This is a genomic window from Capnocytophaga sp. oral taxon 323, from assembly GCF_001278825.1.
In the GTDB taxonomy this organism is placed as follows: Bacteria; Bacteroidota; Bacteroidia; order Flavobacteriales; family Flavobacteriaceae; genus Capnocytophaga; species Capnocytophaga ochracea.
The window spans coordinates 1619167-1634433 of record NZ_CP012589.1 but is presented as its reverse complement, the minus strand read 5'-3'; the positions used below and the strand labels follow the sequence as shown (position 1 = coordinate 1634433).

The 15267-nt window shown below is 42.4% G+C and carries 10 protein-coding genes; 3 read left to right on the top strand and 7 right to left on the bottom strand.

Features of this window, described 5'->3' with window-relative positions; genetic code table 11:
- The first annotated feature begins 259 nt into the window (after window positions 1–259).
- The 3 genes from AM608_RS07020 to AM608_RS07010 all read left to right on the top strand — a co-directional run bounded on the left by AM608_RS07020 (window position 260) and on the right by AM608_RS07010 (window position 6569).
- Entirely contained in the window at window positions 260–1003 is a 744-nt protein-coding gene (locus AM608_RS07020; RefSeq protein ID WP_082315839.1) for a TIGR03915 family putative DNA repair protein, read from the top strand.
- An 812-nt stretch (window positions 1004–1815) separates the two neighbouring features.
- Complete coding sequence (locus AM608_RS07015) at window positions 1816–5121, top strand: SusC/RagA family TonB-linked outer membrane protein (RefSeq protein ID WP_053581223.1); 3306 nt, start codon at window positions 1816–1818, stop codon at window positions 5119–5121.
- Window positions 5122–5180: 59 nt separating this feature from the next.
- A complete protein-coding gene (locus AM608_RS07010; RefSeq protein WP_053581222.1) occupies window positions 5181–6569 on the top strand; it encodes a RagB/SusD family nutrient uptake outer membrane protein in 1389 nt (462 codons plus the stop codon).
- On the opposite strand, the gene AM608_RS07005 is transcribed toward AM608_RS07010, so the two are convergent.
- The 7 genes from AM608_RS07005 to AM608_RS06975 form a co-directional block, all read right to left on the bottom strand.
- On the bottom strand, window positions 6570–7829 hold the full coding sequence (locus tag AM608_RS07005; RefSeq protein WP_053581221.1) for a putative DNA modification/repair radical SAM protein: 1260 nt from the start codon (window positions 7827–7829) through the stop codon (window positions 6570–6572).
- A 72-nt stretch (window positions 7830–7901) separates the two neighbouring features.
- Window positions 7902–8591 (bottom strand): HmuY family protein, encoded by a 690-nt coding sequence (locus AM608_RS07000; protein WP_002674066.1) that lies wholly within the window; start codon window positions 8589–8591, stop codon window positions 7902–7904.
- 10 nt (window positions 8592–8601) lie between these two features.
- Entirely contained in the window at window positions 8602–10944 is a 2343-nt protein-coding gene (locus AM608_RS06995) for a TonB-dependent siderophore receptor (protein ID WP_053581220.1), read from the bottom strand.
- 4 nt (window positions 10945–10948) lie between these two features.
- Window positions 10949–12049: a DUF4903 family protein gene (locus AM608_RS06990; protein WP_053581219.1), complete on the bottom strand. Its 1101-nt coding sequence runs from the start codon at window positions 12047–12049 to the stop codon at window positions 10949–10951.
- A 19-nt stretch (window positions 12050–12068) separates the two neighbouring features.
- Window positions 12069–12608 (bottom strand): calycin-like domain-containing protein, encoded by a 540-nt coding sequence (locus AM608_RS06985; RefSeq protein WP_053581218.1) that lies wholly within the window; start codon window positions 12606–12608, stop codon window positions 12069–12071.
- Window positions 12609–12721: 113 nt separating this feature from the next.
- Entirely contained in the window at window positions 12722–13315 is a 594-nt protein-coding gene (locus AM608_RS06980) for a calycin-like domain-containing protein (RefSeq protein WP_053581217.1), read from the bottom strand.
- A gap of 78 nt (window positions 13316–13393) precedes the next feature.
- Window positions 13394–14965, bottom strand: a complete 1572-nt coding sequence (locus AM608_RS06975) for a leucine-rich repeat domain-containing protein (protein ID WP_053581216.1) — start codon at window positions 14963–14965, stop codon at window positions 13394–13396.
- Window positions 14966–15267 lie beyond the last annotated feature (302 nt).

Below are 15267 nucleotides of genomic sequence, written 5' to 3'. Positions count from 1 at the left end.
ATAGGCCTTAGGCACTAGGAGGTGATAGGGATTAGAAAATGAGGAAATTTGGAAATGAGGAAATGAGAAAATGAGGAGGTGTGAGGCATTAAGGCATAGGCAATAGGCACTAGGCCTTAGGCACTAGGGTAGCGACGGAAAGGCGTTAGGCATTAGGGGGAATGTGGGGACGGTGATTGTACACGAATGTTTTTGTAATATTCTCTCTTTAAAATAAAAAAAGAAGTATATTTGCGGGCTTTTGCGTATTTAACTGTATTTGGCTTTGAAACATTTGGTATACGACAGTACTTTTGAGGGGTTCCTCACAGCAGTATTTGCTGTTTTTGAGTATCGTTACAACGAGGTGACTATTGTAGCGAGACATCGGTTTGCGCCTTTGCTTTTTGGCGAGGAGGAAACGGTGTATACCGATGCTAATAAAGCGCAACGGGTGCTTACCAAAATAGAACTGTGCTGGGGTAAAGAAGGGGTGGCGATTGTGCTAAGGGCTTTCTTATCGGAAGAAACACATATGGAAGACTACTTATTGGAGGCTATTAGACTGATGGTGAAATACCCTGAGGGGAAAGTGTTGGAGAACTTTGCCCATAGGGCTATTGCTTCTATACGCAAAGCGGCTAAGAGTGTGGGTCGTGAAGTGCACCGAATGAAAGAGTTTGTGCGCTTTGAAAAGGTAGGCGAACTTTATTTTGCCAAAATAGTACCTGAATATGACGTGTTGCCACTGGTTGTTCCTCATTTCAAAACGCGTTTTTCTGACCAACAATGGGTACTTTACGACCCTGAACGGGGGTATGGTTTTATTTACAATCTGCACGAGGTGTTGCCTTTTACTCCTGTGGATAAGCATTTTGGAGTGCTTACTCCGGCTACTGCTGATGCTTATAAAACACTTTGGAAGACTTATTTTCAGCATATTAACATAGCCGAACGCAAGAATGCGAAATACCAACTGAGGAATATGCCGAAGCGCTATTGGCAGTATTTACCGGAAGTGTAATTTAGTTTCTTTCAAAATAATTTGTGTAGTTCGACTCTATTTACTACTTTTGTCGCCGTTAAAAAACTGTTGAGGCCTTAGAACTTAGGCCCTAGGCCTTAGGCCATAGGCACTAGGAGGGGAATGAGGAAATTAGAAAATGAGAGAATTAGAAAATTAACATATTAGTAAATGGAGTAAATGCCAATAATACCACTAATCAACTTTGGCAAAGGTGCGAGCCGCACAGGCAGTGTGAGCCACACGGGCAAAAATTTTGGCAAAGTGTATACCCCTAAAAGTGACACATCTGAGGGAGCGAAAGGAAACGAAGATTTTCAAAAGGAGGAGTTGAGGTAAAAGGTAAAAGATGAGCTGTAATTTGGGTGTGGGTAGCTTATAGAGAGCTTATAGGAAGCTTATACGAATCTTGGACGATTGGTATAGGAAGGGTATATAAATAATTGATTTATACTATAATACAACAACACTAAAAACGCCAAAAACAGGGTTTCGAGGCGAAAGAAAAGGGAATCCTCACCCCGTCCCTCTCCCAAGGAGAGGGGGAATGTGGTGACGGGAAATTAAAAGAAACCTCCCCCTAGCCCCCTCCAAAGGGGGAATGTGGCGACGGGGAAGAGAATTAGTAAATTAGAAAATTTGGAAATTAACAAATTTGTGAGAGGAGTTTAGTGGGTGTGTGGTGGTGGAAAAGGGATTGAAAGATAGTTTTTTGACCTGTCGGACTTATGGGAGGAGTGGGACGAGAGTGATGACTTTATTAATGTATATAAAATGTATATAAGAGGTATTGTTTACCAATAAGACCGTTTATGAAAAAATATGTAATAGCGTGGGGGTTCTTCCTCTGCTGTTTTGTGGGCGCTTTCGCCCAAATGATTAGTGTATCGGGCAAAGTAACCGATGTGACAAACCACCCTTTGGAAGGTGCAGCAGTAGTAGTTAAAAACGACAATATACTGCTATCTATGGGAACCCTTACCGATATCAAAGGGGAATTTCGGATTTCTGCAAAAGCAGGAGAAGTGATAAGGATTTCGTACTTAGGTATGAAATCTCGTGAATTTACCGTTTCGGGTGAACAACCTTTCTTAAAAGTGCATTTGGAACCGGAGATTATCACTTTAAGTTCTACCGATGTAGTAGCTACGGGCTACCAAAATCTTCACAAAGAGCAAACTACTTCGGCTTATACCAAAATAAGGACAGACCAGCTCAACCGTCAGCTTAATAGAACCGTACAAGAAGCTATTGAGGGGCAAATAGCAGGTGTGCGCTTTACAAAAGACCCTTTTACAGGGAAAGAGGTGCCTATACTGCGCGGGGTAGGTACTTTTTCGGGCAATGTGGGCTATTCGCCTTTGGTGGTGATTGACGATATCCCTACCGATACGCCATTAGAAGATATCAACCCCAAAGATATCGAGTCGGTAACGGTACTGAAAGACGCTGCTGCGACGGCTATCTACGGGGTACGCGCTGCCAATGGGGTGATTGTGATTGTTACCAAAAAGGGCTTGCAGAACGGTTTGCGTATCAACGTGCATACCGACCTGTTTTATACTTTCAAACCCAATATGAGCCGTATGCGCTACGCTTCGACGTCCGACCTTATTGACCTCGAAACGGCTTTCTACCAAAGCAAATTGGCTGATAGCAATGGCAATGTAGATGACCTTTTTGCTTCCTACGGAGAAATTGGGGGCAGACAAACAGTGAGGTATTACTCGCCTCTCTTCCAGCTATACCGCGACCAAGCCAAAGGAAAACTCAGCCAGCAAGAGGTGAATAGTACGCTTAACGAGTGGCGCAACCGCGATTACCTTCGCGACTTCAAGCGTTATGTGTGGCAACCTATCATCAGCAAACGCTACAATATAAGCGTAGAAAGTGGTAATAACCGCAGTCAGAATTACGCTTCGTTGCAATATGAAGACACCGATGAGCGCATCGTTACCGAAAAGACGCGCGCTCTCAACCTTTATTTAAAAAACACTTACCAGCTCACGCCTTGGCTAAAAAGCACCATAGGGGTGAATGGCAGATATACCGCTGTTGATGCCGTAGCTGAACAAGTGCGGAACTTGTATACCGATTACTTAAAGCAACCGCGTTACACTCGGCTATTGGGAACGAATCCGTATGCGGGTTTTAATTTAGTTGCCCCCATAAACGGACATATTTTAGAACAAATTGCGGGCAACGACGCTTTTCGCTCGTATAGCTTCAATTTATTGGAATCGATAGCGCAAGAACATCAAAAACAGTACAACCTCAGTTTGCGTCCGTTTGCAAATCTGCAAGTATCTATTATCAAAGGTTTGCAATACCAAAGCTATTTTCAATATGAGTTAAACACTCACAACAGTGAAACTTTCTTTGACAAAGACACTTATTATATGCGTTTGCGCCACAACCAATTGGTAAAACAAGATGCTACTACTCAAAAATTCTCTTCTGAACTGCCCGAAGGCGGTTATTACGAACAGGAGAAAGGGCAAACACAGCATTATACCTTCCGTCAGCAGTTGGATTTCAATCGCACTTTTGCGGAGGCACACAATGTGACAGCGCTATTGGGCTTCGAGATGCGTCAGCACTACACCCCGCGCAATACTAAGGAAATGCAATATGGTTACGACGAGCAAACGCTCTCCTTCCCTACCCTGAACTGGAAAGACCTCTACAATCCTGGTGTTACTAGCTATCTCTACGGCAGGCAGTCGCTATCGCTGAGCCGTAATCAGCAAAGCGAGACCAAACACCGCTTTATCTCTTTTTATAGCACGTTGGGCTATTCATACGATCAGAAATACAACCTCACAGGGAGTGTGCGCGTAGACCAAGCTGATATGTTTGGGGCAGACCCCAAGTACAAATACCGTCCCCTATGGTCAGTAGGCGGTAGCTGGAATTTGCATCGCGAAGATTTCTTCTATGGTAATGTGGTAAACTTGCTAAAACTGCGCCTTACCTATGGTGTAAGTGGTAATGTAGACCAAACTACTACCCCTTTCTTACGCGGACGTTTGCTTACCGATGTGCGAGGCGCTTACCCTAGCCAACAGTATTTACAGTTCAACGATACCGATTTACCTAACCCTAAATTACGTTGGGAAAAGACTGAAACCACCAATTTAGGTATTGACTTCGGTATGTGGTATTGGCTCTCAGGAAGTATCGACCTTTATCGTCGTTACAGTTCCGACCTTTTGGTACTGACCGAACTCGACCCTACCGTAGGTGCTCAAAGACGACTCATCAATAACGGAGCTTTACTGAACAAAGGAATAGAAGTGAGTTTGAATGCTACACGTGAGTTAGCCAAAGATTTGCAACTTACTGTAAGAACTACTTTTGCCTACAACAAAAATACCATTGAGAAAGTAAGTAGCAAGCCTTCTAATGCTGTGGAATACGCTCGTAACCCCTTGCGTTATTACAAACAAGGAGACGACTTTAACTCGCTTTATGCCTATCGATACAAGGAAACCACCAATGGTTACCCTATTTATTTAGATGAAAACGGCAACCCTAATACCTCTTTCGACGCCAATGGTGTGCCCACTATTAAAGATATCAAAAGTGAAGATGCCCTCGTAAGATTGGGAACGATGAACCCGACCTTTAACGGAGCCCTTAGCTTGCAACTGCGCTATAAAGCTTTTGAGCTCGGTACGATGGTTATATATGCGGGTGGACATAAACTTCGCAAAGACACTTATTCCATCAATCAAGAAAACGAAACCCATCGCGATATTACCCAACGTTGGACAACTACGAACCCCACCGATATGCCCCGTATGTCGTTCGACTATCCAGCGACTTTGAGACGCACTGCTAATACGGTGAATACTCTTTGGCAACTCGGCGACAATCACGTGGTAAACGCCGATTATATCAAATGGCGCAATGTGTTATTTTCGTGTTATATTCCTAAAAACATTTGCGAGAAATTGCGCTTACAAGAGGCTAAAATCACCGCTCAGCTCAATAACCTACTCACTTGGTGTGCTGCTGGCGACGATATAGACCCCGAAACCTATCACCTCAACTCTGGAAGACGCGCTCTGCCCGTAGCAACAGCTGCGTTTTTCGGTATATCATTTAGTTTTTAGCCAGCCGTGGTAGCCGTGGCACGACAGGCAGACAGTTTGTATACCTTAATAATTTTACAATGAAAAGAATTGCAACCATCATATTCATAGCCCTGTTTTTCAGCGCTTGCGACAAATACACCGACCTCACTCCCAAAGGTGAAAAGATTATCAACACCGCCGAGGAATACTACGATTTGGTAGTACTCCCCACTAAAAACTACCCTCCTTTTAACTTCCGCACTCTGGTAGACGACAATTGGGTAAAGGAGAGTAGTATCATCGGTAAGGCACCCGACCTGAACAGTATTAATTTTTATTACGAAGAGAATGCCCCACGTGCCGATTACATCGAGTCGTCTCCCTTTTATAACAATGTATACAGCTATATAGGTAGGTGGAATATGATTATCACTACCGTTGATAATGCAAAAGGCGATGCCTCACTAAAAGCACGTGCCAAAGCCGAAGCGCGCTTGCTAAGAGCTTTTGATTATTTTATGCTGGTAAACGTTTACGCCAAAGGCTACGACCCTACCACAGCAGCTACCGATGGTGGTGTGTGCCTAATGCGTGAATTCGACTTAGAAGCTCACCCTACCAAAGCTACCATAAAAGAAGTGTACGATTTTATTCAAGAAGATATCGAGGCGGCGTTGCCCCTTTTGCAAGAACACCCTGTGAATGTATATCACCCCTCATTAGCTTTTGGCTATGCCTTGAAAGCCAGAGTGCACCTATTCAGAAGAGAATATCAGCAGGCATTAGTGGCAGCCCAAAAGAGTCTGTCGTACAACAACCAACTGATAGATATGGTGGCTTATGAGGCAAGTCCTACCCCTATCACAGTAGATAAAAACCCCGAAGTGCTCAACTTAGCCTATATGAACGGATATACCGAGATGAACTCTTGGTACATCTACCCCGTGAGTCCTGAGTTTTGCAACCTTTTTGATACCGAAAACGATATGCGGTTCAAGCTTTTCTTCAATAAGAACCACCGTTATAACGATAAAGGTTCCGGTACTGCCAACTGGGATATGCCCGCCACTAAGTTCTTCTACCCTACCGTAGGAATGAAAACAGGTGAGATGTACCTTACTTTAGCCGAGTGCAAAGCGCGCTTGGGCAACCTCAGTGGGGCGATGCAAACTGTAAATATTCTGCGTAGCAAACGCATAAAAGGCAGTGGTGCGACCCTCGCTACCCCTGCTACTACTGAGGAGACCGTAAAACTCATCATCGACGAGCGCCGTAGAGAGCTCGCTATGGGCTTTAATCGCTTTTTCGATTTAAAACGATTGAACACCGAGAGTGCTTATGCCAAAACCTTGCAACGCACCTTCCCTCTGGTGAATACCACTGTACCGCAACGCACCTATACCCTGCCTCCCAATTCGCCTATGTACATCGTTCCCTTTCCTAAGGATGTAATGGAGAAGAACCCATCGCTTACACAGAATTATTAATCAAAATAACGACAACTGCCCACCGAAAAGCTCCTTATGCTTGTTGTGGCTATTAGCGATAAGCAAATGACGAAGTTTGGCGGGCTCCATAGTGCCTGCCAACGGCGTAGCCCCGCTACAAGTGATGAAGTATTTTGCTCTGTTTAAGGTTACCCCTATCTGTTTGAGCGAGTAATACGTGAGCTTCTGAAAAGTACGCGCCGCAAGTATCTTTTGTACCGACCGTACTCCCACCCCTGGAACGCGCAAGAGCATTTCACGCGGAGCCGTGTTCACATCTACGGGGAAAAGATGAGGGTGACGCAATGCCCACGCTAATTTAGGGTCTATCTCCAAATCGAGGAACGGTTGCCGAGCATCTAAAATCTCATCAGGAGCAAAGCCGTAGTAACGCATCAACCAATCGGCTTGGTATAGGCGGTTTTCTCTCACTATGGGCACTTGGCTGTGGATAGACGGCAACCTACTGTCCTGCAATACAGGCACATAACCCGAATAATACACCCGCTTCATTTCAAGCTTGTCATACATATAGCTGGCAACCTTTATAATCTTATGGTCGGTTTCGTCAGTCGCGCCTATAATCATTTGGGTGGTCTGTCCGGCAGGCGCAAACTTAGGCGTATGCTTAAACTTCTTCTTTTCAAGCGAATGCATTGCCAACTCGTTCTTCACCTGTTGCATCGGGGTAAGCATCTGCCGGTGGTCTTTCTCTGGCGCAAGCAGTTTCAACCCCTCTTTGGTAGGTATTTCAAGATTAACGGACAGACGGTCGGCATAAAGTCCTGCTTCGTGAATCAGTTCTTCGCTTGCCCCAGGTATTGTTTTCAGGTGAATATAACCGTTAAAGCGCTCTTCTGTCCGCAACTTCTTAGCCACACGCACCAATCGTTCCATCGTAGTATTAGGGTCTTTGAACACTCCCGAACTCAAGAACAGCCCCTCGATGTAATTCCGTCGGTAGAAATTAATAGTAAGGTCTACCACTTCCTGCACACTAAAAGCAGCGCGCTGTATATCGTTACTGCGTCGCGACACACAATAAATACAATCGTAGATACAGTGGTTCGTAAGTAAGATTTTGAGCAAAGAAATACACCTGCCGTCCTCAGTAAACGAGTGGCAGATACCGAAATTCGCAGCGTTACCCAATTCACCTTTCACCGCCTTACGAGCACTCCCACTACTCGAGCAAGACACATCGTATTTGGCAGCATCAGCAAGGATAGCTAGCTTTTCTTTGATACGTTCAAAATCCATTTAATTTATTTTAGCATAACGAATCACGAGTGCAAATATACTACTTTCTCTTGAAATACTACACAAACAAACTTACTTCAACTCATCGCAATAAAAACTAATACGTCCCCCTGTGTCGCCTATCTCGATGCTCTCGTCATACCAACTCACTATTTGTAACTTAAAATAGCGCAACCCATCGGCTGTGCGGATGATATAAGTGTGAAACGAGGGAGTATAAGAGGGAGGCGGCCCTGAGAATACCAACGCCTTATTGAGTAACGGATTAGCATTGGTTTTGGTTTGTTGGGGGCCTTTATTGGGGTCAAACCAAGGGATACCTGTGATATTATGGGCTACGGTATAGCTTATCCACTCGCGTTGTGACATAGTGATAGACACGTTGTCGGTATCTACTACCCATTGTAGGTCATGAGGCAATTGCGAAACACTCGTCCAGCGGTCATACCCCTGAAAGCCCATATCGGCAACTCCTCCGTGTCCGTTGCCACTGGTGCCGCTATTGGTGCGAAGTTTATTACCGCAGAATGCTAAATCCCAATCTAATCTATTTTTCTGATTGCCTTCTATAATATCGGCATTCACTTGGTAGGCATTGAATATCTCACCTGTACGGAGGTTATAGTATATCCAATCGTTGGTGACATTATTGATGTACCCCGAACGACGCGGTAGCACTTTGCCTGTAAAAGGCAGAGCCTCATATTTCACACAAGCCGTACTCAACAAAGCTATCAGTATACTATATAAGATTCTTTTCATATTTGCTAATTTAAAAATCGATCTCTACCTGCACAAAAAACCTACGCCCTGCAGTAGCAGGAATGTTGAACATCGTTACGCCAGAGCCCAAGGTTGAAGGTTTATAATCGAAAATATTATTTGCCCCGACGTTCAGCTTGTAATGCTTCAAAAAGCGTTGTTGTACATTTAAGTTGAAGAGTGCGTAAGCAGGCAATTCACAACGAAAATACGCCTCTTTGCTCACAGGGCGCCGTTGCGTACCACCACCGTATAAAGGTACTTCTTCCTGTACCGTAATGCGATCTTGCACATCAAAGGTTTTCTTACCCATCATACTCATCGTCAGGTTTGCCGATAGGTCGTAGTTGTCGCGATACCATTTGTATTCAAGCCCTGCGGTAGCGGCGTGAGGCGAGGTAGTGTTGATGCGCAAGCCTTCTGTTTTACTTACATCTACATACGAATAGGAAGCGTTGAGCGTAAGGGCGGGTACTATCTTCCAGCGGGTGAGCAGGTCAAAGCCTAAGAGCCGTTGCTGACTGAGGTTCATATACTCGAAGTTATACTGAAACTCGTAGATTTTCCACACCCCCTCTATCTTATCCTGAAACTGATTGATAAAGGCATTCCCCGAAATAAAGAATTTAGGCACCGCATATTCAGCTCCTACCGAAAAGTAATGGTTTTTCTCGGGTTGTAACATCTCATTGCCTATAATTTGAAACATTCCTAAGTGATCCCAATTAAAAAACAACTCTTTAATAGAAGGCGAACGATAGCCTTTGGCGTAATTCAAGCGGTACGAAAGGGCTTCGGTAGGCGAGAATTTTATGGCTACTTTCGGCAGTGCCATCGTACCAAATTGCAGACTGTAATTGGTGCGCAATCCGGCTTCCACTTGCCACTTAGGACTTATGGTATAGGTGTCCTGAAAGAAGAACTCCCATTCCTTCAACCCTCGTGTGAGCATACGATTAGCTGCAAAGCGGTCGCTGGTGAGGTCGTCTTGAAAATAGTCAATCCCCAAAATGAGGCCGTGCTTTTTGAAGTATTGCGAGGTGAGCGTGAGGCGCGGTTGCATAATCTTAGAGTCATACACCTTTTTATCTACATCACGGCGTTCGTGACGTTTGTAGCGCTCGTAAAAGTCGGTATGGAAAGTGCCGTGTAGTGCGAAATAGTTTTTAAGGCGGTAGGAGAGTTTTAGCCCTCCGGTGAAGTCTTTGGTTTGCGAGAAATAGAGGTCTTGCACCATATCATACGAGTTCATCAAAAAGCCCGTGCCATATAGCTGTATGCTTAAGTTTTTACTGTCGTAATACAGTTTTTGTGAAGCCGAGAGATGCTCAACCCCCTCAATACCCATTGGCGGACGCAAAAAGGTGGCTTGCACTACAGTATCTTTACTGAGAAACGGATTGGCTTCTTTGGTATACACCTTGCGATCGGGTTCTTTTTGGTAAAGGTAATACGCATCCTGACTGCTGAACCACACATCCGTTTGGGTAGTGAATTTCCCTATCTTTGCCCCTGCCGATACCCAGGATTGCAGGTTGGGCTTATCGGCATTCTTTTCAAACATATAGAGAAAATCGCGCCGCTCAGGGTTGTGGTAATTGCGTTCGTTCATCTCGGCGTGTCGCGAACCTACCGTAATAGCAAAAGGCTTATCCGTTTTCTTGGTGATAATGTTGATGACTGCTCCTGCTGCCCTCGAACCGTAGAGGGTAGACGACGCCCCTTTCATCACCTCAATACGTTGTACAGCATGCAGATTGAAGCGCTCGTAATCGAGGTTGCCCGCCATTTCACCCGTCATACGCTCGCCATCCATCAAGAAGAGGATATGGCGCGCATCCAAGCCTTGCATACTTATCTCGTTGCCAAAACCTACCTTTTGGATATTCATCCCAGGGGTTTCCTGCATCAGCGCCTGCTGGATATTGCTATAACCCGCTTTCACTAACTCCTGTCCCGTGATGACCTGCACCACCGTAGGTGTTTCTTTGGTGGGGCGCACGGTAGCACCCGTCGTTCTACCTGTGAGTGTAGTGCCCACCAATTGGGTAGTTTCCTCGCTGAGGTATACCGTGAGCTCGTTTTCTGCGTTTAGCGTACCTTTTAGCAGTGTGTAGCCCAGCGACTGCACCGTGTAATGCAGCACACCCCCCTTGCGCCTTTTCAGGAGGGCAATGCCATTGTCATCGGCAATGCTGTGTTGTAGTTTGTCACTATAAGCAGGCTCGGTATAACTCACCACAGCAGCAGCTATAGGCAAGCGGGTACCCTTGTCGAGCACCCGCATACGCACCTGTTGGGCTGAGAGGATTCCTCCTAATAGAAATAGTAAAATGGATATGGTGATTCTCATTAATTTAAGGTCTTATAGCTACTTCTTTGGCATAAATGGTAAGTCCTAATTCTTTGTTAAGGTAAGAGAAGGAGGTTATTTTTTTCTCTACATTCACAATCATTCGCACTTCGCCTTTAGCAGAAGTTTTAAGCGTTTGTGTACCCGTAGCGTCCCAAAGAGTAGTGGTTACTTCCACTGCTTTGAGTTTGGTTTTATCGGTATTGCCTTGCCCGTAGATAGCTTCTTCACTTTTAGTAAGCACATCTATAAAACGCGCTTTGCCACTGAAACCCAATTGCAAGTTCACTCCACTCACTGCCGTTTTGGCAAGCGATAGTTGCATACGCCCTGTTACATTGTTAGGCTCTTTACCATCCCACACAAAGGTGATAGGCAAGGCTACCTCTGTAGTTTTACCTTCGTAGGTGAGTTTAGCCGTAATAGTTTGGGTAGCACCCAAAAGCGTAATGGCTTGCTGGTTGTTATCACCGAGAAATCTTTCACCCCCTGTGTCTAATTTTTTTTCTGCCAACGCCTCTTCGTAGGCATCGAGTTCTTCCTGAAAGCGCGCTAAGCGAGAGCGGTCAATTTTTTGTTTAAATATCGTACCCACTACGTTCATCATATTGTATTGGATTAAGAAATACACCTCGTGTGTATCTACATTGAAGAAGCCCGTAACAATGGTACTCCCTTCTTTAGTGATAGTGGGACCTTGGTAATTGTCAGGTATATAAGGGGTAGTTACGGCAGCTTTATCGTAGAATTTTATCCAATTGCCTACGTATTCCTGTTTGTCCCAATAGCTGAGTTCCATTACTTCCAAGGAGGCTTGCATACTCACCGGAAAAGGCATAGTGCCCGGTTGTATTTTTTCGAGGTGCATTTTGAGGCGTTTGCTGGGCTCGTCCCAAGTAAAAGTAAATTTAGTAGGTACGCCCGAAGGCAATAAAGACTTGTCCGTACCCGCCAATTTCACGTGTTGTCCTAATACCATATCGCCTTTTAGTACGCTGATAGCTGTTTGCAGTTTAGGGTCAGTATTTTCAATAGGCTTGTTTTGTTCTTCTTTTTTGCAAGCCAAAAGAGTAAGCCCTATAAATAATAAAAGTATTTTTTTCATAGTAAGGTGCTTTTATGGATTAAGGTTCTAGTTTGGTTCGTACACCTCTAAAAGTTCCTTTTAACGTCATTTTTGTATAAAATATTTCAAACTCAGAAGACATATCAAATTCTAAATAGTTTTTACCATCTTCTCTTGTGAATTTCCCATTCATAATTAAAGGAAATTCAAGAAAATTCATACGAAGTCCATATTGTGAAGTAACATTAAATACTCGGCCATTTTTTATTGTTATATTTTTGACAAAAATATTACTCCCTCCTAAGTATTCATTAAAAACAAAATTCCTAATGCGGAGATTGACATTATAAGGTCCTTTGTTAATAGTAACCACAACATCTTTTTTAGGAATGAAAACATTATTGCCATTGAAAACGAGATGTAAATCACCCGTATAAGTACCTGATAAAAGGTATTCGTTAGGATTGATTTGAGTAAAAGTGCTTGCTTCGGCATTTGCTACTGTCTTAGGAAGTCCTTGGGTAGATAGCTCTTCTTTTTGGCAACCTATAAGGACTACTACAACAAATATACTGAAAAATATTTTCTTTAATAACATATTATATAAGTTTTAAAATTAAACATTTAGAATAACATTCAAAGAGTAATAAAAGCCAGAGAGCAACAATTGTAGTTGTTACTTTCTGACTTTTAAGAGTAGGAAGTAGAGGATTAGTTTCCTAACTGTTGTTGGTCTCCCTCAAAATGTACATAAGCAGTAAAGATAGTAATATAGAAGAATATTTTTCCTTCACTATGAATTCCTACCTGTAATTTATAGCGACCGTCATTAGTTGGAGTAAAAGAACCTTCCATAGAAGTAATAGGGTAAGGGGTCTCTCCAAGAATAGGAACTGTTAAGAGCACTCCATTTGAGATATTGGAGGCTTTAAAAGTACCATCACTATTTAGTTTAATGCCTTTAGCATCTATTTCAATAGTACCAGGCATCTCCCCTACTTTAAAAGGAGGTAAATGCAAACTGAACTTACTGTTATTATACTTACTTACAGTAAAAATTTGGTTTAACACCTTACCCCTATTTCTACCTCTCATTACAACCTTATCGAGGGTTCCTTTATACTCTCCTACTACATCGTTTACTGTTATAGTAGTTCTTTGCCTTTCAGCATTTTGCTGAACAGCTGCTTGACCATTGGTAACTAATCCTGTCTCAGCAGTATTTAGTTCCTCTTTTTGGCATCCTACGAATGCCACCCCTGCGATTGCTGTAAAAGCAATCATTTTTAAAAATGAATATTTCATATAGATAATGTTTAAAAGTTACTAATTCATTATTTAAACTCATTGTAAATAAGTTTTGTGACACAAAGGTACAAATAATTATTTATTGTGCAACTTTTTTTGCTTATTTATTTCTCTTTTTATGAGATTTAAGAACAAATCATCTGCTTTATTTTCCTTAGATTGAATATGTGAAGCTCTACCTGTATCTTCTTCATCTTCATCATATAATGGAAGATAATCATATACTTTTAAAGAAGGGGCATCATTAAATCTCGCTACACCTATTTTTTTATCAGGGATATATGTTTCAACAAATTTTTTGGTTTCTGGTCGATTAAAAATCTCTTCAGTAGGAGTAAAAAATAGTGTGCCATTCGTGTTGTCTTTTTCTCCACGAGATAGATAGTATAAAAATTTCTGAGTAGGATAAATAACTTTAGCAGAGATACCACCTAAGTATATATATTGTACCACTTGTAGTTTACTTAAATCTATAGTAGATTTTAAAGCGGGTAGATTTAGAAAGGCAATACTATAGGCAGAAATAGGAGAAGGTGCCTTGCTTACATCAGGCAAAATTACCTCTTCTAATTGTGAACAGTTTGCAAAACGAATAGCAGTACCTGAAAAATTATTGTGATTAGCAACTCCTTTTTGCATCATTGTTTTTGAAGCAGATAAATCTATTTTTTTAACAGTTGCATTATTCATTATTTGAATAGCAGTTAAACTCTCAGCTTTTGAGAAATCTATATTAGGGGTGTCTACCCAAACAGTTCCAAATGCTGTTACTTTTTGTCCTAACTTTATATACGGAATAGTTTGCTTTTTATCTGTGCTTAATTGAATGTGAACTAATGCACTAAGTAGAGGGTTGTTAATAATATACTCAACTCCTTCAATATTATCAATCTCAGAAGTATCAATTATATTAGGATTATATTGTGGAGCTTGTGAAATCATAAGCGCATTATTAGCCTCTTCAGAACTTAATCTTTTTGAAAGGTCTATTTTATTACCATTCATCACGCTTGAATAGTGTTTTTTCATATAAAGAAGTAAGGTTGCATCAGGTACCTCGCGCAAGGTAGTATATTTCTCAGCAGTACCCTGTGCGTTGAGCATCTGTACATCACTCTTAGGAGCGAGTTTTACGTAGGCAGGCAATACGTCCATATTGTACTTAGCGGTTGCAGGCAATACCAGTTTATCAAAACTGCGAATCAGTTTATAAGGCTCTTGGGCATTGTCGCTATAGTCGGTAGTGGCGAGGTTCTTAAAGTCGTACAGCTCATTACCACTGAGGTTTACGCTCTTTACCGTTGCAGGCAATGTGCCAAAATCGAATGTTTGTGTAAACTTGTTGTTGCTGAGGTTTACCTCACTAAGGGCAGGGAACGCCTCCAAGCCTTTTACATCGGTGAGCTGCTTACCACTGAGGTTGAGTGAAGTAGTGGTGCGCACCTTGTCGTTTACTACAAGAGTATTGCCTTCAAAAGTAAAGCCTTGTTCTTTTAAGGCAGTTACCAAAGCAGGATTTTCAATAGCTACTTTGCCATTTTCTGGTTTGGGAGGTTCTGGGCTATCGCTTTTCTTACAAGCACTGCCCAAAGCGATGAGCGCTACAGCTATCATCACTTTTACTGAATGTTGGATATAATTTCTCATACGATAAAATGTATTAAATGTGTTTGTTAAAACAAATTGATTTAAAATTTTGGGGACAAAGATACAAATATTATTTAGAACAATAATAAAGAAGTGGTAAAAGATTTATCATTCTTTTATTAGCATCCGATAAAGTATAGCATTCGTATATCACAACCTCCGCTATCTTGTTCTTTTCTTTTACCTCACCATCATTCATTATTTCTTTATACAACTTCTACCTACCTATACAGTCCGCTCCTTCCCATTCGCTAATTCTCACATTTGCTAATTCACTAATTATCCCTATCTTTGCCAAAAAT